This is a genomic window from Georgenia wutianyii (genome assembly GCF_006349365.1).
GTDB lineage: Bacteria > Actinomycetota > Actinomycetes > Actinomycetales > Actinomycetaceae > Oceanitalea > Oceanitalea wutianyii.
Window position 1 is genome coordinate 3,176,889 of the sequence record NZ_CP040899.1, and the last position, 23,152, is coordinate 3,200,040.

Sequence of the window (23,152 nt, forward strand, 5' to 3'; positions counted from 1 at the left end):
ACTGCCCGCGCCCGGCAAGCCGCTCCGGCTCACGGCGCGGCGGGACCACCGGGGACGGTCAGCCGCCGCAGCCGCGGGATGACCTCCTCGCCGTAGAGCTCGATGAAGCGCCGCTGGTCGGGGCCGGGCGCGTGGAACACGAGGTGGCGGAAGCCGAGGTCGACGTAGGTGCGGATGCGCTCGACGTGCTCGTCCGGGTCGTCGGAGACGATCCAGCGCGAGGCGGCCCGCTCGAGGGGGAGCGCGTCGGACAGGCGCTGCATCTCCACCGGGTCCTCGACGCCGGTCTTCTCCTCGGGGGTGAGCGCGAGCGCCGCCCAGTGCCGGGTGTCCTCCATGGCGCGTCGGCGGTCCGGGTCGAAGGAGACCTTGACCTCCATGAGGAGGTCGAGGTCGGCGAGCGTGCGGCCGGCCTGCTCGGCACCCTCCTCCAGGGCGGGCAGGAGCTTGTCCGTGTAGAGCTCGGGAGCCTTGCCCGACGTCGTGATGAAGCCGTCGCCCACGCGGCCCGCGAAGCGGGTGGCGACCGGGCCGGAGGCGCCGATGTAGATCGGCACCTGCTCCTCCGGGCGGTCGTAGATCGTCGCGTTCTCGGTGCGGTAGTAGGTGCCCTCGAAGGTCACCCGCTCCCCCGACCACAGCTGCCGGATGAGGTCGACCGCCTCGCGCAGGCGGGCGAGGCGCTCCTTGCCGGGGGGCCACGGGATGCCGAGGGCGGCCTCGTTGAGGGACTCGCCGGAGCCGACGCCGAGGATGACGCGGCCGGGGTAGAGGCACCCGAGGGTGGCGAAGGCCTGGGCGATGACGGCCGGGTGGTAGCGGAAGGTCGGGGTGAGGACGGAGGTGCCGAGCACGATCCGCTCGGTCCGCGCGCCGGCCGCCCCGAGCCACGGCAGCGAGGCGGGGGCGTGCCCGCCCTCGTGCCGCCAGGGCTGCAGGTGGTCGGAGATGAACGCCGACTCGAACCCGGCCTGCTCGGCCTGGACGACGAGGTCGACGAGCTCCCCCGGTCCGAACTGCTCGGCGGACGCCTTGTACCCGATCCTCAGCATGCTTCTCCCTCCGGTGCGGCTCAGGTCGCCACCCTCTCACCCATCGTGCTCCGCCACATGCCGCTCCTCGGCGCCGACGTAGTCCGCCAGCGGCCGGATGAGGGTGTTGTCGGCGGCCTGCTCCATGACGTGCGCCGTCCACCCGGTGACGCGCGCGGCGACGAGCAGCGGCGTGAACAAGCGGGTGTCGAAGCCCATGAGGTGGTAGGCGGGCCCGGAGGGGTAGTCGAGGTTCGGCGCGATGCCGGTGCGCTCCGCCATCGCCCGCTCGAGGGAGGTGTAGAGGTCGAGCACGTCGTGCCGTTCGTAGTGCTCGACGAGCCGCCCGAGAGCCGCACGCATCGTCGGCACGCGCGGGTCGCCCTTCTTGTAGACGCGGTGCCCGAAGCCCATCACCCGGCGCCGGGCGGCCAGGGTCTCGTCGAGCCACGCGAGGGTGCGCGACGCGTCCCCGATCTCCTCCAGCGTGTCCATGACGGCCTCGTTGGCGCCGCCGTGGAGCGGGCCCTTGAGCGCGCCGATCGCCCCGACGACGGCGGAGTAGAGGTCCGAGAGCGTCGAGGTGATGACGCGGGCGGTGAACGTCGAGGCGTTGAAGGAGTGCTCGGCGTAGAGGATGAGGGAGATGCGGAAGGCGTCGACGACGACGGGGGCGGGCACCCGCCCGAAGGTCATGTGGAGGAAGTTCTCCACGAACCCGAGGTCCGGGCGGGGCGGGACGACCGGCAGCCCGCGCCGGCGGCGCTGGTCGTAGGCGATGACGGGCGGGATCTGGCTGAGCAGCCGGACCGCCTTGGCGTAGTCGGAGGAGCGGTCCCCGGCGTACGGGTCGGTGGCCCCGATGACGCTCACCGCGGTGCGCAGGACCTCCATCGGGTGCGCCGTCGTCGGCAAGAGGTCGACGGCGGTGCGCACCCGCTCGTCCATCGCGCGCTGGGCGCGGCCCTCCCCCTCCATCTCCAGGAGCTGCAGCCGGGTGGGCAGCTCACCGTGCCACAGGAGGTAGGCGACCTCCTCGAAGGTGCACCGCGCGGCCAGCTCCTCCACCGCGTAGCCCCGGTAGAGCAGCGAGCTCGTCTCCGGGTCGATCTCCGATATCGCCGTCCGGTCGGCGACGACGCCGACCAGACCCTTGCGGATCTCCTCGCTCATGCTCACTCCTCATTGTCGCTCAGCGACGGAGGGCGGAGAGCTCGTCGTCGCGGGCAGGAGGGGTGGTCGCCGTTCGGGGAACAGCCCGGGCGAGGGCACGCGTGGGGCGCGCGGCCCCGGGTCCGCCCCGGGGCCGCGCGCCACGGTCACGCCGTCGCGTCCTCCCCCGCCATGACGGCCGCCCGTCCGGCCTCGAGCCGGGCCACCGGCACCCGGTAGGGGGAGCAGGAGACGTAGTCGAGCCCCGCGGAGTGGAAGAAGTGGATCGACTCCGGGTCCCCGCCGTGCTCGCCGCACACCCCCATCTTCAGCTGCGGCTTGGTCGCCCGTCCGCCCGCGACGCCGGCCCGCACGAGCGGGCCCACGCCCTCGCCGTCGATCGTCTCGAACGGGGAGATGCGCAGCACGCCGTTGGCCAGGTACTGGGAGAAGAACGCCGCCTCGACGTCGTCCCGGGAGAAGCCCCACGTCGTCTGGGTGAGGTCGTTGGTGCCGAAGGAGAAGAAGTCCGCCTGCTCGGCGATGCGGTGGGCGGTGAGCGCCGCTCGCGGCAGCTCGATCATCACGCCGACGGGCAGGTCGAGGAGCACGTTCGCCGCCCTGCCCTCCTCGGCGAGGATCCGCTCGGTCTCCTGCCGCACGAGCTGGAGCTCGCGGACCGAGCCGACGAGCGGGACCATGATCTCCGGCCGCGGGTCGGCGCCCTCGGCGCGCAGGGTCGCGGTCGCCTGGGCGATGGCGCGCACCTGGAGGGCGAACAGCCCGGGGACGACCAGCCCGAGGCGCACGCCGCGCAGGCCGAGCATCGGGTTGGCCTCGTGCATCCGGCGCACCGCGGCGAGCAGCCGCTCACGCTTCTCGTCCACCTCCCCCCGCTCCTTCGCGAGCGCCACCTCCACCGACAGCTCGGTGAGATCGGGCAGGAACTCGTGGAGCGGCGGGTCGATGAGCCGGATCGTCGTCGGCAGCCCGTCCATCGCGCGCAGGATGTCGATGAAGTCGGCCCGCTGGTGCGGCAGGAGCGCCTCGAGCGCCGCAGTGCGCTCCTCGTCGTCGTCGCCGGCGAGGATGACCCGCTCGATGAGCTCGCGCCGGTCCCCGAGGAACATGTGCTCGGTGCGGCACAGGCCGATGCCCTCGGCCCCGCGCTCACGGCCGCGGGCGGCGTCCTCGGCGGTGTCCGCGTTCGCGCGCACCCCGAGCCGGCGGACGTCGTCGGCGTGGCTGAGGACGCGGTGGACGGCGACGATGAGCTCGCGGGTCTCCTCGTCCGGTGCCGCGGCGAGGCCGGCGTCCATGCCGTGGGAGATGTAGGTCATCACCGGGGAGTCGACGACGGGCACCTCGCCGAGGAACACCTCGCCGGTCGTCCCGTCGATGGCGATGATGTCACCCGCGTGCAGCGTGTGGCCGGCGACCCGGACCTCCTGGCGGGCGACGTCGACGTCGAGCGCGTCGGCCCCGACGACGGCGCAGGTGCCCATGCCGCGGGCGACGACGGCGGCGTGGGAGGTCTTGCCGCCGCGCGCGGTGAGGATGCCGGCGGCGACCATCATGCCCTGGAGGTCGTCGGGGTTGGTCTCGCGCCGCACGAGGATGACCTCGGCCCCGGCCTCGGTGCGTGCGACGGCCTGGGCGTTGTCGAAGACGATCTCCCCGACGGCCGCGCCCGGCGAGGCAGCCATGCCGGTGGTGAGCAGCTCGGTGTCCGCCTCGGCGTCGAACTGCGGGAAGAGCAGCTTGCCGAGCTGGGCGCCGGTCACCCGGCTGATCGCCTCGTCCATCGTGATGAGGTCCTCGTCGACCAGCTGGGTGGCGACGCGGAACGCGGCGGCGGCGGTGCGCTTGCCCACGCGGGTCTGCAGGAGCCAGAGCCGGCCGTCCTCGATGGTGAACTCGATGTCGCACAGGTCGCGGTAGTGGGTCTCCAGCCGGCGCATCGCCTGGCGCAGCTCGGAGTAGGCCTCCGGGTTGATCGCCTCGAGCTCGGCGAGCGGCACCGTGTTGCGGATGCCGGCGACGACGTCCTCGCCCTGCGCGTTGGGCAGGTAGTCCCCGTAGACCCCGGAGTGCCCGGTCGAGGGGTCGCGGGTGAAGCACACCCCGGTGCCCGACGTCGGGCCGAGGTTCCCGAAGACCATCGCCTGGACGTTGACCGCCGTGCCGAGGTCGCCCGGGATGCCCTCCTGGCGGCGGTAGAGGACGGCCCGGTCGGTGTTCCAGGAGCGGAGCACGGCCTCGATGGCCATGTCGAGCTGCTGGCGCGGGTGCTGCGGGAAGTCCTGCCCGGACTGCTCGCGGACGATCTCCTTGAACGTCCGGACGAGGCCGCGCAGGTCCGCACCGGTGAGCTCGGTGTCGTCCTTCACCCCGCGCTCGGCCTTGAGGGCGTCGTGCGCGTCGGCGAAGAGGTCACCGTCGATGTCGAGCACGGTCTTGCCGAACATCTGGATGAGCCGCCGGTAGGAGTCCCAGGCGAACCGCTCGTCCCCGGTGTACTCCGTGAGCCCCTGGACGGAGGCGTCGTTGAGGCCGACGTTGAGGACGGTCTCCATCATCCCGGGCATGGAGAACTTCGCGCCCGAGCGCACGGAGACGAGCAGCGGCTCGTGGAAGTCACCGAGCCCGCGGCGCAGCGAGTCCTCCATCTCGCGCAGCGCGAGCGTGACCTCCACGCGCAGGTCCGCCGGGACGACGCCGTCGCGCATGAACGCCCGGCACGCCTCGGTGGTGATGGTGAAGCCCGGCGGGACAGGCAGCCCCAGCCGGCTCATCTCGGCGAGGTTCGCCCCCTTCCCACCGAGCAGGTCCTTCTGGTCCATACCGCCTTCACTGAAGCGGTAGACGTACTTCGCCATCAGCGTTCCCCGTCCTGCTTCACGCGGCGAGCGCGCCTCGCCGGCGTTCGTCACTTTAGCGACGTCCGTCACATCCGGCCTGTGACGTAGTGCCCAGGTGCGCTCCGCGAGCCTGTGGCAGTGGAACCGGTTACGGTGCCGCATGGCTGAGATCGAGGTGGAGGACAATCCCCAGCGGCACCGGTACGAGGCGACGTCCGGGCAGGAGCTCCTCGGCGTCGCACTCTACGAGCGGGAGGGCGACGTCCTCGTCCTCACCCACACGGTGGTGGACAGGGCGGCCGAGGGGCACGGCGTCGGCTCGGCCCTCGCCCGGACGGCGCTGGACACGGCCCGGGACCACGGCCTGCGGGTGCTGCCGCGGTGCCCGTTCATGGCCGGGTGGGTCGAGCGGCACCCGGAGTACGCCGACCTCGTCGCCTGAGGTCCGCGGCTCAGCGTCGCTCGGGCTGCCCCCGCCGGCGGCGGGGTCGCAGCCGCACGTTGGGCAGCTCGGGGGCCGGCAGCGGCGCCCCCGCGTACCCCGGCACGGTCCCGAAGCGGGCCGCCCCCTGCGGGTCGCCCGCCAGGGCCGCCTGCCACTGGTCCCGGGCGGTGAGGACCTCCTCGTGGGTGCGGCCGACGAAGTTCCACCACATGAGCACCTCCTCGGGGAACGGCTCACCGCCGACGAGCACCGCCCGCACCGGCTCCGGCCCGGCCTGCAGGACGAGCTCCTCCCGGCCCGGGGCGAGGTAGGCGAGCCACGCCGGCTCGAGCGCGGTGCCGGCGACGGTGAGCTCCCCGGAGTCCAGGAGCACGCCGTGCTCGAAGGCGGGGTCGACGCGGAGGCGGAGGGTCGCCCCCGCGGCCAGGTCCACCTGCGCGGCCACGAGCGGGGTGTCGGCCCGGGCCGGGGAGGTGAGTCCGCCGAGGGCGCCCAGGAAAACCTGGACGTGGGCGCCGTCGGTCCGGAAGGACGGCACCTGCGCGACGTGCTCGAAGGCCCGGTCGCCGTGCCGGGTGGCCTCGGGCAGCACGGTCCACAGCTGGACGCCGTGCAGGGAGCGCTCCGCGGGGAACCGGGCGAGGGTGCTCTCCTCGGAGTGGCTGATCCCGTGCCCCGCGGTCATGAGGTTGAGCTGCCCGGGCTCGATGGTCTGCACCGAGCCGAGGGCGTCCTGGTGGAGCACCCGTCCGGAGAAGATCCAGGTGACGGTCTGCAGGCCGGTGTGCGGGTGGGGCGCGACGTCCATCCCACCGGTGGCCGCGACGTCGTCCGGGCCGTAGTGGTCGAGGAAGCAGAACGCGCCGATGAGCGAGCGCTCGCGGGAGGGCAGCGTGCGCCGCACCGTCATCGCCCGCGGCCCGCCGAGGGGCACGTCGCGGGGCGCGACGAGCTCGACGCCCTCACCGGGCCGGGCGACGCACACCCGCTCCTGGGGACGGCGCTCGAGGTTCGTCACCACCCGAGGCTACGCCGGTCCGCTTACACGTCGACGCCGTCCCGGGGGGCCCTCCAACCCGCCCGGGACGGCGTCCGCCTGAGGGTCGTTCCTAGAACGCCAGCTGCTCGTCCGCGACGGCGAGGACCCGCCAGGTCCGCCCGTCGGCGTCGCTCAGCTCGTAGGCCGGCAGCAGCAGCGCCGCGTCGCCGTCGGTCCAGTGCTCGATGAGGCCGAGCTCGGCGGCGGTGATCGTCACGTCGGTGACCGACCACGGGATGGGGTCCCCGGCCGCGGGCGGGGCGGCCGGCGGGGCGTTCCAGTCCCGCTCGTCGGGGGCGGGCATGATCCGCATGACGTCGTCGCGCCACACCTCCGACCCGCCGAAGCGCGGGTCGCCGAGCCGGGCCACGGCCTCGGTCGGGCTGACGACCTCGTAGTCGCCGAGCGGGACGAGCGGGGCGAGCGGGCCGCTGAGGGTGTACACCCGGTCGCCCGCGACCTCGGCGTTCCACATGAGGCCGGTGCGCGCGCCGCCTGCAGTCTGGTGGGCGACGACGCTCTGCAGCTCACCCCCGGACCAGTGCGGCTGGACCTCGTACTCCGCGGCGTCGGCGTCGACACCGAGCGCGGCGAGGGTCTCGCGCAGGACGGCGCCGGGACCGTCGGTCGCGGCGTCCGCCTCGGGCCCCTCACCCGTCGGCTCCGCGGGGGCGACGTCGGGGACGCCCGCGTCCCCGCTCGAGGAGCTCATGCCCTCCTCCGCGGCCGAGCCCTCCGCGGGCTCGGGCAGCGGCATCGGCTCGACGTCCGTGAGGAGCTCGTCGATCGCCGGGTCGTAGAACCACACCGAGGCGTTGCCGTCGTTGCCGATCTCCACGGTGGGGCCGTTGCCGTCGACCGGGCCGACGATCCAGCCGCCCTCCTGCCGCGGCTCCCCCTCGACGCCGAGCACCTCGGCCGCCCGGGAGGCGGTCTCGGCGCTCACCGTGCCGGCGGCGTCGAGCGCCCATGCCGCGGCGGTGGACCGCTCGTCGCCGAGCCCCTGGGCGGTGAAGGTCGTGCGTCCGCCCATCCCGCCGGGGAACGACATGTCGGCCGACGCGCGGGCCTCGCCACCACCCGCCATGGTCTCGGGGGTGGTGGCGACCTGCCCGGTGCCCGCCTGGGGCGCCGGGGCGTCGGTGGCGGCACGCCCGATCCCGAACCCGGCGCCACCGACGACGAGCGCGCCCGCGGCGACCGCGGCGACCGCCGCCCAGCGTGGGGTGCGGCGCTCACGGCGCGCCGCGAGCTCGTCGCCCCGGTGCTCGGCCGTCCGCTCGGCCAGCCGCTCGGCGTCGGGCTCGGCGCCCGCGGCAGGGTCAGCGGCGCGCAGCCGGGCCAGTGCCTCGTCCTCGTCCATCGGTCCTCCAGGTCTCGATCGGGCTCTCTGCCCCTCATGTGTCGAGGGCGGGACGGATCTTGCACGACGGCGTGGCAGGCTGGCCGACGTGACCCTCCACGCCTCCGCCCTCACCCTGCTCGAGCAGTGGACCCCGCCCACCCCGCGGCAGGCCGAGCTGCGCGACCGCTACGTCGCCCACCTGCGCGCCGAGCCGCTCGGCGCGCTGCGCGAGTGCTACCCCGACCACCTCACCGCCAGCACGATCGTCGTCTCCCCGGACGGCGGGCGGGTCCTGCTCACCCTCCACCGCAAGGCGCGGCGCTGGTTCCAGTTCGGCGGGCACGTCGAGCCGGGCGACGCGTCCCTCGCGGCCGCCGCGCTGCGCGAGGCCACCGAGGAGTCCGGCGTCGCCGGGCTCGTGCTCGACCCGGTCCCCGTCCAGCTCAGCGCCCACCCGGTGCCGTTCTGCGACCCGCGTGGCGGCGCCACGCACCTGGACGTCCGGTTCGTGGCCGTCGCCCCGTCCGACGCCGTGCACGCCGTCTCCGAGGAGTCCCTCGATGTCGCGTGGTGGCCGGCGGACGCGCTGCCCGACCCGCAGGCCGACCTCGTCGAGCTCGTCGCCCTCACCCGCGCCCGCCTCCTGCCCTGACCTGGCAAGCCCCGCCCGCGCCCCCCGCGACAGCCGACTTCCGCACGACAGCCGACTTCCGCACGACAGCCGACTTCCCCGCGACAGCCGACTTCCGCACGACAGCCGACTTCCGCACGACAGCCGACGTCCGCGGGACGCCCGGGCCCGTCAGTCGGGCCAGGCGGCGGCGAGCCGGGACCGTGCCCGGGACAGCGCGGCGTCGGCCCCGCCCCGGGAGATCCCGAGCACCTCGGCCAGCTCCACCCCGCTCAGGCCCTCCCAGGCGTGGAGGACGAGGATCTGCCGGTCACGCTCGGTGAGCGCGGCGAGGGCGGTGCGGGCGTCGTCGTCCGCGAGCGCCGCGAGCAGGGGGTCGCCGTCGTCGGTCGGGGCATCAGGCACGGTGGCGACGGGGACCGGGACGACCTTGCGCCGGTGGTTGGCCAGGACGTAGCCGGCCGTGCGGTAGAGCCACGGCAGCACGGCCTCGGCGGGCACGTCGGCCCGCCGTCGCCACGCGGTGGCGAGCACCTCGGCGGTGAGGTCCTCGGCGTCGCCGCCGGGCGCGCGCCGCAGGAAGTAGCGGTACACGGCGGTCGCGTGGTCACGGTACAGCTGGTCGAACCACGCCTCGTCGCGCACTGGCGCCCCTCTCGTCGTCCACGGCGGGCAGGTCCCACCGACCTGCCTGTGTCGCCGCCCGCCCCGATCTTGCACGAGCCGCGCACGGTTTCCGGCCGGACGCACGAGTGCCCCGCGGGAGACGTCCCGCGGGGCACTCGAGGAGCAGGTCTACTTGAAGGCGTCCTTGATGTTCTCGCCCGCCTGCTTGAGGCTGCCCTTCGTCTGGTCCTTCTTGCCCTCGGCCTGAAGGTCCCGGTTGTCCGTCGCGTCGCCGACGGCCTCCTTGATCTTCCCGGAGGTCTTCTCGGCAGTGTTCTCGATCTTGTCGTCGGCACCCATGGGGCGGCCTCCTTCCGTCACGCGAGACCACGGCCGGTCCCGTCTGCCTGCCACCGTACGGTCGCCCGCGCCGCACCGCCCGTCGAGACGACGAGCGGGCCGCGCCGGGCCCGGTGCTCACTCGGCCCTCGTCCCGGCGGAGGTCCGCGGACGCGACGAGGGCCCGGTCACCCCTCGTCGGGGAGACCGGGCCCTCGTCGGACCGTCAGGAGCCGGGCTGCAGCTGGCCGCCGCCGCCCGCGCCGCCACCGGACGGGGCGGTCGGCATCTGGCGCTGCTCGACGGTGGGTGTGCCACCGACGGCCACCGGCTCGGGCGCGGGCACGGAGCCCTCGTCCAGCGCACGGAACTTGAACTCCCCGAGCAGGCCCTCACCCTCGGCGTCGACCTCGATGGTCTGGCCGGTCTTGAACTCGCCGTACAGGATCTTCTCGGACAGGACGTCCTCGATCTCCCGCTGGATCGCGCGGCGCAGCGGCCGGGCGCCGAGGACCGGGTCGTAGCCCCGCTCGGCGAGCAGCAGCTTGGCAGCGTCGGTCAGCCGGATCGTCATGGCCTGCTGGCGCATCCGCTCGTCCAGGTGGGCGATCATCAGGTCGACGATCTGGACGATCTGCTCCTGGGTGAGCTGCGGGAAGACGATGACGTCGTCCACGCGGTTGAGGAACTCGGGCCGGAAGTGCTGCTTGAGCTCCTCGTTGACCTTCGACTTCATCCGCTCGTAGTCGTTGGACAGCTCGCCGCTCGCCTGGAAGCCGGTCTGCACGCCCTTGGCGATGTCCCGGGTGCCGAGGTTCGTCGTCATGATGATGACGGTGTTCTTGAAGTTCACCACGCGGCCCTGCGCGTCGGTGAGGCGACCGTCCTCGAGGATCTGCAGGAGCGAGTTGAAGATGTCCGCGTGGGCCTTCTCCACCTCGTCGAACAGGACGACGGAGAACGGACGACGGCGCACCTTCTCGGTGAGCTGGCCGCCCTCCTCGTAGCCGACGTACCCGGGGGGCGAGCCGAAGAGCCGCGAGACGGTGTGCTTCTCGGAGAACTCGCTCATGTCGAGCTGGATGAGCGCGTCCTCGTCGCCGAAGAGGAACTCGGCGAGCGCCTTGGCCAGCTCGGTCTTACCGACGCCCGTGGGGCCGGCGAAGATGAACGAGCCACCGGGACGCTTGGGGTCCTTGAGCCCGGCGCGGGTGCGGCGGATGGCCTGGGACAGCGCCGTGATGGCGGCCTCCTGGCCGACGATCCGCTTGTGCAGCTCGTCCTCCATGTGCAGGAGCTTGGAGGACTCGGCCTCGGTGAGCTTGAAGACCGGGATGCCGGTCGACATCGCCAGCACCTCGGCGATGAGGTCCTCGTCCACCTCCGCGACCGTGTCGAGGTCGCCCGCCTTCCAGGCCTTCTCCCGCTCCACGCGGCGTGCGGCGAGCTGCTTCTCGTCGTCGCGCAGCGCGGCGGCCTTCTCGAAGTCCTGGTCGTCGATCGCGGACTCCTTCTCGCGACGGACCTCGGAGATCTTCTCGTCGAGCTCGCGGAGCTCCGGCGGGGCGGTCATCCGGCGGATGCGCAGGCGCGCGCCCGCCTCGTCGATGAGGTCGATCGCCTTGTCCGGCAGGTAGCGGTCGGAGACGTACCGGTCGGCCAGGGTCGCGGCGGCCACGAGGGCCTCGTCGTTGATCGAGACGCGGTGGTGCGCCTCGTAACGGTCGCGCAGACCCTTGAGGATCTCGATCGTGTGGGCCACGGTCGGCTCGTCCACGAGGATCGGCTGGAAGCGGCGCTCGAGGGCGGCGTCCTTCTCGATGTGCTTGCGGTACTCGTCGAGCGTGGTCGCACCGATGGTCTGCAGCTCACCGCGGGCGAGCATCGGCTTGAGGATGCTCGCGGCGTCGATGGCACCCTCGGCCGCACCGGCGCCGACGAGGGTGTGGATCTCGTCGATGAACAGGACGATGTCGCCGCGGGTGCGGATCTCCTTGAGGACCTTCTTCAGGCGCTCCTCGAAGTCACCGCGGTAGCGGGAGCCGGCGACGAGGGAGCCGAGGTCGAGCGTGTAGAGCTGCTTGTCCCGCAGCGTCTCGGGCACGTCGCCGCGGACGATGGCCTGGGCCAGGCCCTCGACGACGGCGGTCTTGCCGACGCCGGGCTCGCCGATGAGGACGGGGTTGTTCTTCGTGCGCCGCGAGAGCACCTGCATGACACGCTCTATGGGCTGCTCGCGCCCGATGACGGGGTCGAGCTTGCCCTCGCGGGCGGCCTGGGTGAGGTTGCGGCCGAACTGGTCGAGCACCGCGGAGCCGGAGGGCTGACCCTCGGCGGGGCCGCCGGCGGCGACGGCCTCCTTGCCCTGGTAGCCCGAGAGCAGCTGGATGACCTGCTGGCGCACCCGGTTGAGGTCGGCGCCGAGCTTGTTGAGCACCTGCGCCGCGACACCCTCGCCCTCACGGATGAGGCCGAGGAGGATGTGCTCGGTGCCGATGTAGTTGTGGCCCAGCTGCAGCGCCTCGCGCAGGGACAGCTCGAGCACCTTCTTCGCCCGGGGGGTGAAGGGGATGTGCCCGCCGGGGGCCTGCTGGCCCTCACCGATGATCTCGGTGACCTGCTGCCGCACGCCCTCGAGGGAGATGTCGAGGGACTCCAGCGCCTTCGCGGCCACACCCTCGCCCTCGTGGATGAGCCCGAGCAGGATGTGCTCGGTCCCGATGTAGTTGTGGTTGAGCATCCGTGCCTCTTCCTGGGCAAGGACGATCACGCGACGGGCTCGGTCGGTAAATCTCTCGAACATGGGGGCTCCTTACGGGCAGCGTGACCGGTGCTCCCGGTCTGCAGCGTTCATCAAGGCTAACCGCGGGGTGCTCCGGACCGTGCCCGTGTTCGCCAGCGGCGTGACTGGCCGCCCGCGCAGGACAGACGCCGCCCGGGCGGGGTGAGGACGCGCCGTCCACAGCGGCGGCGGCGTCGCTTGTCCCTCGCGCCCGGACGGGCACGATAAGGGGATGCGTATCGAGGCCGTCCGGGGCGACATCACCGAGCAGGACGTCGACGCGATCGTCAACGCCGCCAACTCCTCCCTCATGGGCGGGGGCGGGGTCGACGGCGCCATCCACCGGGCCGCCGGCCCGCAGCTCCTCGAGGAGTGCATGGAGCTGCGGCGCACCGACCTTCCGGACGGGCTGCCCGTCGGGCAGGCGGTCCCCACCGCGGGGTACGCGCTGCGCGCCCCCTGGGTGATCCACACGGTCGGCCCGAACCGGCACCGGGGCGAGACGGACCCGGCGCTCCTCGCGGCCTGCTTCACCAGCAGCCTCGACGTCGCCGACGCCGTCGGCGCCCGGACGGTCGCCTTCCCCGCGGTGAGCGCCGGCGTCTACGGGTGGGACCCGGCCGAGGTCGCCCGCGTCGCCGTCGACGCCGTGCGGGGGTGGACGGGCGACGTCGAGCTCGTCCGCTTCGTCCTGTTCGACGACGCCGTCCTCGCCGCCTTCACCCGAGCGCTCGACGCCCCCTGACGCCGGCCGCGGGCCCGCCCGGCCCACCCCGCCCTCTGGGACACCCCTCGTGGCCTCTGGGACACCCCTCGCGGCCCCTGGGACACCCCCCAACAGCACGCCGGAGCGCCCCAAAAGGGCGTCCCAGAGGAGCGCGGGACGCAGGACCGCCTCAGACGTCGAGGACGATCGTCACCGGGCCGTCGTTGACGAGCGAGACCCGCATGTCGGCGCCGAAGCGGCCGGTCTCCACGCGGACCCCGCGCTCACGCAGCGCGGCGACGACGGCGTCGACCACCGGCTCGGCGACCTCGGCCGGGGCCGCGGCGTTCCACGACGGACGGCGGCCCTTGCGCACGTCGGCGTGCAGGGTGAACTGGGAGATGACGAGGACGGGGGCGTCGACGTCCGTCACGGAGAGCTCATCGCGCAGGATGCGGAGGTCGGCGATCTTGCGGGCGGTCCTCTCCACCTCGGCCGGGCCGTCGTCGTGGGTGACGCCGACGAGCGCGACGAGCCCTTGCCCGGTGAACCCGCCGACCTGCTCGCCCGCGACGCTGACCGAGGCGCCGTCGACCCGCTGGAGGACGGTCCTCACCAGCCGCCTCCCCCGCGCCGGCCGCGGCCGTAGCCGCTCACCGCAGGGCGGACGTCGGTGAGGTAGATGGCGGCGGGCACGATGAGCATGATCGAGAGGAACCCGCCGGAGAGCGGCCCGAAGGGCGGCAGCGCGATGAAGCCGAGCGCCACGTTGACCGCGAGCACGATGAGCCAGAAGTTCTTCGTCCGCTTCCCCGCGTAGGTGAAGGCCTGCGCGGGCTGCCGCAGGGCGTGCACGAGCGCCCACACCTCCACGGCGAACGCCGCGAGTGCGAGCAGGAGGAAGAGGTAGAACTGCAGGTTGCCGATGATTCCCACCGGTGGAGTCTACGAGACGGGTTCAGCTGAGCAGGTGGTTCGCCTCCGCGGCGCTCAGTCCGGAGGCCTGGAGGAGGTCGATGGTCAGCGAGCGCATGAGGATGACGAGGGTCTGCAGCTGCCAGCCCGGGTCCTCGACGTCGTGGGGGTCGAGCTCGGCGGTGACGAGCGCGAGCACCTGGGCGGTGTCGGCCGTGTTCGCTCCCGTGCGCAGCGCCTCCCCGAGCCGGTTGGCCGCCACGGACAGGCCGTGCAGCGCGTCGCCCACCCGGTCGTCGCGCACGCCCTGCTCGACGGCGGTCTGCCCGCGGCGGGCGATGACGCGGGCGTTGCGCATGGCGCGGTCGACGAGCGTGCTCGCCCGTTGCAGGCGGGCGAGCTCGGGCAGGAAGCGACGGGCCGTCGGTGAGATGCGCGCGGTCTGCTGCGCGTTGCGCACCACCGAGGCCCAGTCGTCGAGCGTGCCCTGGGTGCTGCGGCCCTGGGCGAGGGCGTCGCGCATGCGCTCGGCGTCCCCGTCGCGCAGCCCGCGGGAGATCGTCTCGAGCATCTCCGACAGGTCGCTGAGGCTGGCCCCGGCGAGCTGCCGGGCGCGCTTGCGCGCGTCCTGCGGGGTGAGGATCGCGACGAGCAGTGCGAAGGAGCCGCCGACGAGCGCGTCGGTCCACCGCCCGGTGGGTCCGTCGACGGCGGCGACGGGCAGCGCGACGATGACGATCCCCTGGACGCCGGCCTGGATGGTGAGCATCGGCCCGCGGTCGACGAACCGGGCGAGCAGCGCGCCGAGCACGATGACGAGCATGATCTGCAGGACGCCCGGGCCCAGCGCGCGGGCGACGAGCTCCCCGAGCGCGACGCCGAGCGCGACGCCGAGCGCGAGCTCGGCGACCTTGCGCACCTCACGGTCGGCGGTGAAGCCGAGGCACACCCAGGTGGCGACGGGGGCGAAGAACGGCTGGGCGTGCCCGAGGCCGTAGTAGGCCACCGCCCAGGACAGCCCGGCGGCGATCGCCGCGGTGACGACGGGGAACGCAGCGGCCCGCACCCGCCGGCGACCGCCGCGCAGCCGCTGGCGCACGAGCACCAGCAGCCGGCGCAGGTCGAGGCGCTCGGGGCGGTCGCTGGGCTCCTCCACCATGGGTCAGGGACGCGGCCGCCGGCGGAGCTCCTGCCCGGGACGCTCGGCCGGCCGGCCCACGGCCTCCCCGGCGGAGGGCACGATGACCTCCTGCGCCGCGGCGATCCCGCCGACGGTGAGCTCGGCGTCCTCCGGCAGCGACCGCTTGACGACGGCGAGGGCCACCGGCCCGAGCTCGGTGTGGCGCACGACCGTCGTCACGGCGCCGACGTCGCGCTGCCCGTGGAGCACCCGCTCCCCAGGCTCGGGGGTCACGTGCTCCGAGCCGTCGAGGTGGAGCATGACGAGGCGGCGGGGCGGGCGGCCGAGGTTGTACACGCGCGCCACGGTCTCCTGGCCGCGGTAGCAGCCCTTGTCGAGGTGGACGGCGGTGCGCAGCCAGTCGAGCTCGTGCGGGATGGCGCGGTCGTCGACCTCGCGGCCCAGTCGCGGGCGCCAGGCCTCGACCCGCAGCGCCTCCCACGCCCAGGTGCCGGCGAGCTGCAGCCCGCTGCCGTCGACCGCCTCGACCAGGCGGGAGCGGTCCACGAGGCTGAGCGCCGGGTGGAGGTCGCGGCCGGGGTGCTCGGCGTCGGGCGGGCCGTAGCTCGTCCCGCCGGGGGCGGTGGTCGGCCACGGGTCGTGCCAGGTGAGGACGTGGCCGGGCGCGGCGGCGAGGGCCTGCCACGCGTCGCCGTAGGTGCCCAGGACGGCGGTGCGGTCGGTGACGTCGGCGACCTCGACGCGCAGCATGAAGCGCATCCGGTCGAGGAACCCGGCGAGCCCGGCGACGTGCCCGGCCTCCGTGACCAGCCAGGTGCGTTCGCCGTCGTCGGCGACGGCGGCGGCGTGCTCGATCCGGCCGTTGGGGTCGAGGAGGAGCAGCTCGCCCGAGACGCCGGGCGTGAGGCCGAGCAGCAGCTGGCTGCTCAGCGAGTTGAGCCAGCTGAGACGGTCGGGGCCGGTGACGGTCAGCACGCCGAGCTGGGACAGGTCGACGACGCCGCGCCCCTGCTCCAGGGCGCGTTGCTCCTGCGCGGGCCGGCCGTAGTGGAGGGCCACCCCGGTGTCCGGTCCGCCCGCGGGCACGGCGCCGGGGCGGGAGAGCAGCGGGCTGGTCACGAGTCGGCCACCTGCCGGCTCAGCCGCCCCGAGGCGTAGGACTGCAGCTCGTGGCCGAAGGCGGCGAGCTCCTCGACCCACAGCAGCTCCCCGTTCACCAGGCCGTACATCCGGCGCCCGGCGGTGACCTCCGAGGCCCCGGCGGTGCGCACGACGGCGTCGCTCACGAGGTCGATGCGCGCGCTGCGCACGTCCCCGACGTACACGACGACGTGGCCGGTGGGCTGGGCGACGAGCACCTCGATCGCGGTGCGCGGGCCACCCTCGACGGGCACGCTGTTGCCGCCTCCGGCGGGCTGGTCGGGCGAGGCGCGCCAGTAGGCGCTCTCGGTGGCCCACACCTCGGCCTTGGCGAGGAGGTCGGCGCCCTGGGCGCCCGGCGTCTCCTGCGGCACGGAGGAGGAGTGCTCGAGGTCGACCGCCCACAGGGTGCTCGTGCACCGCAGGTAGGGGCCGCCGTCGTGGTCGAAGGTCATCTCGTGGACGAACGGCTGCTCGGGGATCCCCGGGTAGGCGAGCACGCCGTAGCCGCGCCAGGAACCGACGAGCCAGGCGAGCGGGTAGACCTCGGGGGCCAGGCCCTCGGGCAGGGTGAAGGTGGCCATCCCCCGATGCTACGCGGTCCGCGCCGCAGGGCCCGGTGAGTGTTCAGCCGGTGATGATGCTGCCGAGCATGAAGGTCGGCGCCCCGGCGAGCATGAGCGGCAGCACCGCGCCGGCGAGCGCCGGCAGCGGTCGGGTCGCCGCGGGGAAGCGGCCGAGGACGACGTGGACGGTCGAGGTGAGGATGCCGGCGACCAGGCCGGTGGCCCCGGCCACGAGCGTGCCGACGTACGGGAGCAGCGCGCCGGCGAGCAGCCCGGCGCCGCCCGCGACGACCATGGCGAGCGGGGCGACGAGCTGCGGGCGCAGCGGCAGGGCGGTGCACGTCGCACCGGCGGCGAGCGCGGCGGCGGCGGTGACGACGACGGCGGTCGCCGGCCGGCCGTCGCCGAGCGCCGGCCACAGCGCGGCCGAGGCGGCGACGACGCTGCCGGCCACCGTCCCCGCGACGGACTCCACGAGCCGGGGCCGCCCGTCGCGGCGGAGCATCTCCTGGACGAAGGCGGCCGCGACCGCGAGCCCGACGACGATCGTGACGGCGTCGACCGATCCGGTGAGGGTGACGACGGCGAGGGAGGCGAGGCCGCTGAGCGCGATGACCACGCCGGGGCCGGTGATGACCGGGAGGTCGAGGAGCCGGGGCCAGCCGCCGGCGAGGACGACGATCGAGAGCGCGACGACGACCACCATCGGCCAGTGCCACATCGCGCTGACGGCGAGCACGGCGGTCAGCGCGGCCGTGACGACGCCGCGGGTCGACCCGCCCATCACGGCGCGACCCCCGTCGGGGCGGGGCGCGTGGGGGTGGATGGGCGGCGAGGCACCCTCCGAGTCTGTCAGATGGTTGCCGCGAACCCGGGGCAGCGCGCGCCCATTACAGTGTCCCCGACCAGGAAGAGGTGTGATGGCCACTCTCGTCGTTCTGACCCGCGAACCCACCGGGTCCGTCGATGTCCTGCCGTCCCTCGCGCTGCTCGACCACCACGTGCGTGCCGACGCCCTGGCCCCGGACTCCCTGGTCGACCCGGGCGCCGTCGACCTCGTCGTCGTCGACGGCCGCCGCGAGCTCGCCACGGCGCGGTCGCTGTGCCAGCTCGCGCGCAGCACCGGCGTGCGCCAGCCGATCCTCCTCGTCCTCACCGAGGGTGGCCTGGCGGCGGTGACGCCGTCGTGGTGCTGCTCGGACGTCGTCCTCGCCACGGCGGGCCCGGCGGAGGTCGAGGCACGGATCCGGCTGCTCGTCTCCCAGCCGGTCCTCGACGAGCCAGGTCCCGACGTCGTCGAGGCCGGCGAGCTCGTCATCGACACCGCGGCGTACTCCGCGCGGGTTCGCGGGCAGGCCCTCAACCTCACCTACAAGGAGTTCGAGCTGCTGCGTCACCTCGCCCAGCACCCGGGGCGGGTCTTCACCCGCGCCCAGCTGCTCGACGAGGTGTGGGGCTACGACTACTACGGCGGCACCCGCACCGTGGACGTCCACGTGCGACGGCTGCGCGCCAAGCTCGGTGCGGAGCACGACCAGCTCATCGGCACGGTGCGCAACGTCGGCTACCGGTTCGTGCCACGCGCCGCGGCGGAGTGACGCACGTGCCCGCGTGTTCTAGGATGGAGGGGCGACGCCGGGTTGTGAATGCCCCGGGCTCCAACACAAGCCGCCACGAGCGGCCTTCGCGCCGACTGGCGCTTCAGGGCCCGGCGTCGCCTCAACTCTCTCGCCGGGCACGGCAGCCCGCCTCACGAGTCGTGGTTCTCGACTCGCACCGCCTCCGCTAAGGTTTGTCCGGTCATTTCGGCCGATGTGGCCGAGACCTCGTCCCCCGATGTCTACCCGGAGGTAGAACCATGTCCCTGCGCCGTCCCGTGCTCGCCGCTGTTGCCACCCTCGCGCTGGTGGGAGCGGCCGGGTGCTCGGCGAACTCCGTGCTCGACCTGACGGTCGGCGACTGCCTGAACCAGAGCGACCTCGAGGGGGACGAGGTCAGCTCGGTCGAGGCGGTCGAGTGCTCGGAGGAGCACGACGCCGAGATCTTCGCGGAGCACGAGTTCACCGGCGACTCCTACCCGGGCCTCACCGTCGTCCAGGAGGAGTCCGAGGAGGTGTGCACCGAGAAGTTCGAGGAGTTCATCGGGGTGCCCTACCTCGAGTCCGAGCTCTACTTCACCATGCTCTACCCGTCCGAGCAGAGCTGGGACGACGCGGACGACCGCACCACGCTGTGCATCGTGCTGTCCGAGGAGCCGATGACCGGCTCGCTCGAGGGCGCTGCGATCTGACGAACGAGAACGGCCCCGGGAGCACACGCTCCCGGGGCCGTCGTCGTCCGTGGCTCAGCCGAAGCGGCCGGAGATGTAGTCCTCGGTCGCCTTGTTCGAGGGGGCGGAGAACATCTTCTCCGTCGCGTCCATCTCGATGAGCCGGCCGGGCTTGCCGGTGCCGGCGATGTTGAAGAAGCCGGTCGTGTCCGAGACACGGGCGGCCTGCTGCATGTTGTGGGTGACGATGACGATCGTGTAGTCGGCCTTGAGCTCGGCGATGAGGTCCTCGATCGCCAGGGTGGAGATCGGGTCGAGCGCGGAGCACGGCTCGTCCATGAGCAGGACCTGGGGCCGCACGGCGATCGCCCGCGCGATGCACAGGCGCTGCTGCTGGCCACCGGAGATCGAGGAGCCCGGCCGGTGGAGGCGGTCCTTGACCTCCTCCCAGAGGTTCGCCCCGCGCAGCGCCTTCTCCACGATGTCGGCGGCGTCGGACTTGGAGATCCGGCGGTTGTTCAGCCGGACACCGGCGAGCACGTTCTCCTCGATGGACATCGTGGGGAACGGGTTGGGCCGCTGGAACACCATCCCGACCTGCCGGCGGACCTCCACCGGGTCGACGTCCTCCGCGTAGAGGTCCTGCCCGTCCATGAGCGCCTGGCCCTTGACGTAGGCGCCGGGGATGACCTCGTGCATCCGGTTGAGGGTGCGCAGGAAGGTCGACTTGCCACAGCCCGACGGGCCGATGAGGGCCGTGACCGAGCGGGGCTCGATGACCATGTTGACGTCCTGGACTGCGAGGAAGTCCCCGTAGTAGACGTTGAGGTCCTTGACGTCGATGCGCTTAGACATTGGCGGTCCTTGAGGGTCGTGCGTGCGGGCGGGCGGGGCGCGTGGGCGGCATCAGCGCACCTTCGGGGAGAAGTACCTGCTCACCAGGCGCGCGACGAGGTTGAGCAGCATGACGATGATGATGAGGGTGAGCGCGCCGGCCCAGGCGCGGTACTCGCTGACCCCGCCCTGGGCGTACTGGCGGTAGACGTAGACCGGCAGGGTGGCGATGCGCCCGTCGAACGCGTCGTAGTTCACCGCGTTGGCGATGCCGACGGTGATGAGCAGCGGGGCCGTCTCGCCGATGACGCGGGCGATGGCGATCATGACGCCGGTGGTGATGCCGGCGATGGCGGTGCGCAGGACGACCTTGACGATGGTCAGCCACTTCGGCACGCCGAGCGCGTAGGCGGCCTCGCGCAGCTCGTTGGGCACGAGGCGCAGCATCTCCTCCACGGAACGGACGACGACGGGCGTCATGAGCACCGCGAGGGCGATGCCGCCGATGAGCGCCGACTTGTAGCCCGGGCCGAAGAGCACGAGGAACAGGGTGAACGCGAAGAGCCCGGCGACGATGGAGGGGATGCCGGTCATGACGTCGACGAGCAGGGTGATGGCCCGCTTGGCGCGCCCGCCGCCGTACTCGACGAGGTAGATCGCGGTGAAGATGCCGAGCGGGATCGCGATGAGGGAGGCGATGCCGGTGACGTAGAGGGTGCCGATGATCGCGTGGTACGCGCCGCCCTCGGTCATCTGCCCGAAGACCCCGACCATGTCGGTCGTGAGGAACTCCCAGCTGAAGGCCCGCACGCCGCCGGCGACGACGGTCCACACGAGGGTGACGAGCGGGACCATCGCGACGACGAACGCCGCGACGACGAGGGTGGTCGCGAGGCGGTCCTTGGCCCGGCGCGAGCCCTCGACCTGCCAGGAGATGGCGGTGAGGAGCGGGGCGTAGACCAGGGCGGTGAGGAACCCGACGCCGGCGACGGTCGGCCCCCCGCCGAGGGCGAGGACGGCGAGCGCGACGGCGACCGAGCCGGCGAGGACGGCCCAGGGAGCCCACGAGGGCAGGCGCCGGACCTGGTGGAGTGCCGTGGTGGTCATCGTCAGTTCGCTCCCGAGAACTCGGCGCGGCGGGCGATGACCCACCGGGCGAAGAGGTTCACCGCGAAGGTGAGGACGAAGAGGATGAGGCCGGTGGCGATGAGGACGTCCACACCCATGCCGCTGGCCTCGGGCAGCTGCGCGGCGATGTTCGCCGCGATCGACTGGTGCTGCCCGGGCTTGAGCAGGTAGAAGTTGATGAGGTAGCCGGGCGACAGGACCATGAGGACGGCCATCGTCTCGCCCAGCGCCCGGCCCATGCCGAGCATCGCGGCGGAGATGACTCCGGAGCGCCCGAACGGCAGCACGGCCTGGCGGATCATCTCCCAGCGGGTGGCACCCAGGGCCAGGGAGGCCTCCTCGTGCAGCCGCGGGGTCTGGAGGAACACCTCGCGGATGGTCGCAGTGATGATCGGCAGGACCATGATCGCCAGGACGAGCCCGGCGGTCATGATGTTGCGGGCCGGCGCCTGGTAGTCGGCGAACAGCGGGATCCACCCGAGCCGGTCGGTGAGCCACCGGAAGAGCGGGTCGAGGGTGGGCTGGAGCCACTGGATGCCCCACAGGCCGAAGATGACCGAGGGGATCGCGGCGAGGAGGTCGACGAGGTAGCCGAGCCCCTGCGCGAGTCGCCGGGGGGCGTAGTGGGAGATGAACAGCGCGATGCCGATGCTCAGCGGCACCGCGACGACCAGCGCGATGACGGAGGACAGCACGGTGCCGAAGAGCAGGGGCGCGACGTAGGCCCACATGCTCTTGCCCTGCATGAACCCGATCTCGGCGAGCTGCTCGCGGGAGGCGGTGAGCGCGGGCCACGCGCGGTAGAGCAGGAAGAGCGCCACCGCTGCGAGGACGACGAGGATGATGATCCCGGCGCCGGTCGAGATCCCGGAGAAGATCCGGTTCCCGAGCTTGCCGGGACTGCGGCCGGCGCGGACGACCGGCGTCCTGCCGGACGTGGAGGGAGTTGGTGCGGCGGTTGCCACGAAGCCTCCGGCGATGTGTCGAGCGGGTGGTTGGCGTGCGTCGGCGGGTCGGTGCCAGGTAAGCACCGACCCGCCCTCAAGGCTAGCCGGGGATCAGCCGGTCACCGTGATGAGGTCGAGAGCGGACAGCACCCGCTCGCGCAGGTCCGGCGAGATCGGGGCGGACCCGGCGACGTCCGGTCGGGCCGCCCGCTCCTGTCCCTCGGGGCTTGCGACGTACTCGAGGAATGCCTTGACGTTGGCGGCATCCGCGGGGTCGTCGTACTGCGAGCAGGCGACGGAGTAGGAGATGAGGACGATGGGGTAGGTGCCCGCCTCGGTGGTGTCCCGGGCGAGGTCCACGGTGAGACGCAGATCGCTCGCGTCCTCCCCCTCCGGGGAGGCGTCGACGACGGCCGCGGCGGCCTCCGGGGAGAAGGGCACGTACTCCTCGCCGACGCCGACGGCGACGGTGCCGAGGTCACCGGCGCGCGAGGCGTCGGCGTAGCCGATGGCGCCCTCGGCGCCGGAGACGACGTCGATCATGCCGGAGGTCTGGGCGCCGGACTGGGTGCCGGGGATCGGCCAGCTCTCGACCTCGCCGTGGGTCCACACGTCGCCGGCCGCCTCGGCGAGGTAGGCGGTGAAGTTCTCGGTGGTGCCGGAGTCGTCGGACCGGTTGACCGGGATGATCGGCAGGTCGGGCAGCTCGACGCCGGGGTTGGCCGCGGCGATGGCCGGGTCGTCCCAGGAGGTGATCTCGCCCGTGAAGATGCCGGCGATCGTCCCGGGGTCCATGTTGAGGTGCTCGGCGTCCACCTGGGGAAGGTTGTAGACGACGGCGATCGGGCTGATGTAGAGGGGCAGCTCGATGACCTCGCCACCGAAGCAGCGGTCGACGCCCGCGGCGAGCTCCTCCTCGTCCAGGGTGGCGTCCGTGCCGGCGAAGAGCACGGTGCCGTTGAGGAACTGCTCGCGGCCGGTGCCCGAGCCGGTGGGGTCGTAGGTGACGTCGACGTCGGGGTTGTCGTCCATGAACCCGGCGATCCAGCCCAGCATGGCCGCCTCCTGGGAGCTGGCCCCGGAGCCGGCGACCGACCCGCTGAGCTCGCTCCCGGTGCCCGCGCCGGCGGTCTGGTCGTCGGCGGCGCTCTCGCCGCCGCAGGCCGCGAGGGCGAGTGCGCTCAGCGCGGCGAATCCCGCCAGTCGGCGGCTACCTGCAAGCTTCACGTTCATTCCGTCCTTCGGTGGGAGGGCCCGGGAGTCCCGGTGTCCGTC

23 protein-coding genes are annotated in these 23,152 nt (G+C 73.1%); 5 read left to right on the plus strand and 18 right to left on the minus strand.

The window, feature by feature from the left end; all coding sequences use genetic code 11:
* Positions 1–29: 29 nt before the first annotated feature.
* The 3 genes from fgd to ppdK form a co-directional block, all read right to left on the minus strand.
* A complete protein-coding gene (gene fgd / locus FE251_RS14000; protein ID WP_139073370.1) occupies positions 30–1,052 on the minus strand; it encodes a glucose-6-phosphate dehydrogenase (coenzyme-F420) in 1,023 nt (340 codons plus the stop codon).
* A 36-nt stretch (positions 1,053–1,088) separates the two neighbouring features.
* A complete protein-coding gene (locus FE251_RS14005) occupies positions 1,089–2,204 on the minus strand; it encodes a bifunctional 2-methylcitrate synthase/citrate synthase (RefSeq protein ID WP_139073369.1) in 1,116 nt (371 codons plus the stop codon).
* 146 nt (positions 2,205–2,350) lie between these two features.
* On the minus strand, positions 2,351–5,062 hold the full coding sequence (ppdK, locus tag FE251_RS14010) for a pyruvate, phosphate dikinase (protein ID WP_139073368.1): 2,712 nt from the start codon (positions 5,060–5,062) through the stop codon (positions 2,351–2,353).
* A gap of 97 nt (positions 5,063–5,159) precedes the next feature.
* Between ppdK and FE251_RS14015 the strand changes: the two genes are divergently transcribed.
* Positions 5,160–5,486 carry a GNAT family N-acetyltransferase gene (locus tag FE251_RS14015; RefSeq protein ID WP_330998294.1) on the plus strand — a complete coding sequence of 109 codons (327 nt, stop codon included), beginning with the start codon at positions 5,160–5,162 and terminating at the stop codon, positions 5,484–5,486.
* Between the two features lie 10 nt (positions 5,487–5,496).
* Here FE251_RS14015 and FE251_RS14020 read toward each other — a convergent pair whose 3' ends face one another.
* Positions 5,497–6,507, minus strand: a complete 1,011-nt coding sequence (locus FE251_RS14020; RefSeq protein WP_179954761.1) for a pirin family protein — start codon at positions 6,505–6,507, stop codon at positions 5,497–5,499.
* A 91-nt stretch (positions 6,508–6,598) separates the two neighbouring features.
* Complete coding sequence (locus tag FE251_RS14025) at positions 6,599–7,891, minus strand: hypothetical protein (protein ID WP_139949081.1); 1,293 nt, start codon at positions 7,889–7,891, stop codon at positions 6,599–6,601.
* Positions 7,892–7,979: 88 nt separating this feature from the next.
* Between FE251_RS14025 and FE251_RS15895 the strand changes: the two genes are divergently transcribed.
* Positions 7,980–8,525: an NUDIX hydrolase gene (locus FE251_RS15895; RefSeq protein WP_139073364.1), complete on the plus strand. Its 546-nt coding sequence runs from the start codon at positions 7,980–7,982 to the stop codon at positions 8,523–8,525.
* A 150-nt stretch (positions 8,526–8,675) separates the two neighbouring features.
* Here the strand turns inward: FE251_RS15895 and FE251_RS14035 are convergent, their stop codons facing one another.
* The 3 genes from FE251_RS14035 to FE251_RS14045 form a co-directional block, all read right to left on the minus strand.
* Complete coding sequence (locus FE251_RS14035) at positions 8,676–9,149, minus strand: RNA polymerase sigma factor (protein ID WP_139949082.1); 474 nt, start codon at positions 9,147–9,149, stop codon at positions 8,676–8,678.
* Between the two features lie 150 nt (positions 9,150–9,299).
* Positions 9,300–9,470, minus strand: coding sequence for a CsbD family protein (locus FE251_RS14040; protein ID WP_139073362.1), 171 nt, complete (start codon positions 9,468–9,470; stop codon positions 9,300–9,302).
* A gap of 205 nt (positions 9,471–9,675) precedes the next feature.
* A complete protein-coding gene (locus FE251_RS14045; protein WP_139073360.1) occupies positions 9,676–12,252 on the minus strand; it encodes an ATP-dependent Clp protease ATP-binding subunit in 2,577 nt (858 codons plus the stop codon).
* Between the two features lie 211 nt (positions 12,253–12,463).
* Between FE251_RS14045 and FE251_RS14050 the strand changes: the two genes are divergently transcribed.
* Complete coding sequence (locus FE251_RS14050; RefSeq protein WP_139949083.1) at positions 12,464–12,976, plus strand: O-acetyl-ADP-ribose deacetylase; 513 nt, start codon at positions 12,464–12,466, stop codon at positions 12,974–12,976.
* Between the two features lie 151 nt (positions 12,977–13,127).
* Here the strand turns inward: FE251_RS14050 and dtd are convergent, their stop codons facing one another.
* Genes dtd through FE251_RS14080 form a run of 6 tightly spaced genes read right to left on the minus strand, consistent with a single transcriptional unit; the run spans position 13,128 to position 17,483 of the window.
* Positions 13,128–13,553, minus strand: coding sequence for a D-aminoacyl-tRNA deacylase (gene dtd / locus FE251_RS14055; RefSeq protein WP_139949084.1), 426 nt, complete (start codon positions 13,551–13,553; stop codon positions 13,128–13,130).
* A complete protein-coding gene (locus FE251_RS14060) occupies positions 13,550–13,873 on the minus strand; it encodes a DUF2516 family protein (RefSeq protein ID WP_230976442.1) in 324 nt (107 codons plus the stop codon). Before FE251_RS14060 ends, dtd begins: the two co-directional genes overlap by 4 nt.
* Before the next feature lie 22 nt (positions 13,874–13,895).
* A complete protein-coding gene (locus tag FE251_RS14065; RefSeq protein ID WP_139949085.1) occupies positions 13,896–15,011 on the minus strand; it encodes an FUSC family protein in 1,116 nt (371 codons plus the stop codon).
* A gap of 3 nt (positions 15,012–15,014) precedes the next feature.
* A complete protein-coding gene (gene ygfZ, locus FE251_RS14070; protein ID WP_230976443.1) occupies positions 15,015–16,112 on the minus strand; it encodes a CAF17-like 4Fe-4S cluster assembly/insertion protein YgfZ in 1,098 nt (365 codons plus the stop codon).
* Entirely contained in the window at positions 16,109–16,717 is a 609-nt protein-coding gene (locus FE251_RS14075; RefSeq protein WP_139073355.1) for an FABP family protein, read from the minus strand. The genes ygfZ and FE251_RS14075 overlap by 4 nt, the downstream gene beginning before the upstream one ends.
* 43 nt (positions 16,718–16,760) lie before the next feature.
* On the minus strand, positions 16,761–17,483 hold the full coding sequence (locus tag FE251_RS14080) for a hypothetical protein (protein WP_139073353.1): 723 nt from the start codon (positions 17,481–17,483) through the stop codon (positions 16,761–16,763).
* A 136-nt stretch (positions 17,484–17,619) separates the two neighbouring features.
* Between FE251_RS14080 and FE251_RS14085 the strand changes: the two genes are divergently transcribed.
* Entirely contained in the window at positions 17,620–18,297 is a 678-nt protein-coding gene (locus FE251_RS14085) for a winged helix-turn-helix transcriptional regulator (protein ID WP_139073351.1), read from the plus strand.
* 260 nt (positions 18,298–18,557) lie between these two features.
* Positions 18,558–18,989 carry a septum formation family protein gene (locus FE251_RS14090; RefSeq protein WP_139949086.1) on the plus strand — a complete coding sequence of 144 codons (432 nt, stop codon included), beginning with the start codon at positions 18,558–18,560 and terminating at the stop codon, positions 18,987–18,989.
* A 54-nt stretch (positions 18,990–19,043) separates the two neighbouring features.
* Here FE251_RS14090 and pstB read toward each other — a convergent pair whose 3' ends face one another.
* From pstB to pstS, 4 genes are all read right to left on the minus strand, one after another.
* Entirely contained in the window at positions 19,044–19,823 is a 780-nt protein-coding gene (gene pstB, locus FE251_RS14095) for a phosphate ABC transporter ATP-binding protein PstB (RefSeq protein WP_139073349.1), read from the minus strand.
* Positions 19,824–19,874: 51 nt separating this feature from the next.
* Entirely contained in the window at positions 19,875–20,909 is a 1,035-nt protein-coding gene (pstA, locus tag FE251_RS14100; RefSeq protein ID WP_139073347.1) for a phosphate ABC transporter permease PstA, read from the minus strand.
* 2 nt (positions 20,910–20,911) lie between these two features.
* Positions 20,912–21,895 (minus strand): phosphate ABC transporter permease subunit PstC, encoded by a 984-nt coding sequence (gene pstC, locus FE251_RS14105; RefSeq protein ID WP_218013722.1) that lies wholly within the window; start codon positions 21,893–21,895, stop codon positions 20,912–20,914.
* Between the two features lie 93 nt (positions 21,896–21,988).
* The gene (gene pstS, locus FE251_RS14110; RefSeq protein WP_139949087.1) at positions 21,989–23,110 is read right to left on the minus strand and encodes a phosphate ABC transporter substrate-binding protein PstS; all 1,122 of its coding nucleotides are present in this window, start codon (positions 23,108–23,110) and stop codon (positions 21,989–21,991) included.
* Between the last annotated feature and the right edge of the window lie 42 nt (positions 23,111–23,152).

Excerpts from the sequence above, each read along its gene's own strand:
- fgd (WP_139073370.1), bottom strand. The coding sequence starts at position 1,052 with ATGCTGAGGATCGGGTACAAGGCGTCCGCCGAGCAGTTCGGACCGGGG.
- FE251_RS14005 (WP_139073369.1), bottom strand. The coding sequence starts at position 2,204 with ATGAGCGAGGAGATCCGCAAGGGTCTGGTCGGCGTCGTCGCCGACCGG.
- ppdK (WP_139073368.1), bottom strand. The coding sequence starts at position 5,062 with ATGGCGAAGTACGTCTACCGCTTCAGTGAAGGCGGTATGGACCAGAAG.
- FE251_RS14025 (WP_139949081.1), bottom strand. The coding sequence starts at position 7,891 with ATGGACGAGGACGAGGCACTGGCCCGGCTGCGCGCCGCTGACCCTGCC.
- FE251_RS14040 (WP_139073362.1), bottom strand. The coding sequence starts at position 9,470 with ATGGGTGCCGACGACAAGATCGAGAACACTGCCGAGAAGACCTCCGGG.
- FE251_RS14045 (WP_139073360.1), bottom strand. The coding sequence starts at position 12,252 with ATGTTCGAGAGATTTACCGACCGAGCCCGTCGCGTGATCGTCCTTGCC.
- FE251_RS14050 (WP_139949083.1), top strand. The coding sequence starts at position 12,464 with ATGCGTATCGAGGCCGTCCGGGGCGACATCACCGAGCAGGACGTCGAC.
- FE251_RS14065 (WP_139949085.1), bottom strand. The coding sequence starts at position 15,011 with ATGGTGGAGGAGCCCAGCGACCGCCCCGAGCGCCTCGACCTGCGCCGG.
- FE251_RS14075 (WP_139073355.1), bottom strand. The coding sequence starts at position 16,717 with ATGGCCACCTTCACCCTGCCCGAGGGCCTGGCCCCCGAGGTCTACCCG.
- FE251_RS14080 (WP_139073353.1), bottom strand. The coding sequence starts at position 17,483 with ATGGGCGGGTCGACCCGCGGCGTCGTCACGGCCGCGCTGACCGCCGTG.
- FE251_RS14085 (WP_139073351.1), top strand. The coding sequence starts at position 17,620 with ATGGCCACTCTCGTCGTTCTGACCCGCGAACCCACCGGGTCCGTCGAT.
- FE251_RS14090 (WP_139949086.1), top strand. The coding sequence starts at position 18,558 with ATGTCCCTGCGCCGTCCCGTGCTCGCCGCTGTTGCCACCCTCGCGCTG.
- pstB (WP_139073349.1), bottom strand. The coding sequence starts at position 19,823 with ATGTCTAAGCGCATCGACGTCAAGGACCTCAACGTCTACTACGGGGAC.
- pstA (WP_139073347.1), bottom strand. The coding sequence starts at position 20,909 with ATGACCACCACGGCACTCCACCAGGTCCGGCGCCTGCCCTCGTGGGCT.
- pstS (WP_139949087.1), bottom strand. The coding sequence starts at position 23,110 with ATGAACGTGAAGCTTGCAGGTAGCCGCCGACTGGCGGGATTCGCCGCG.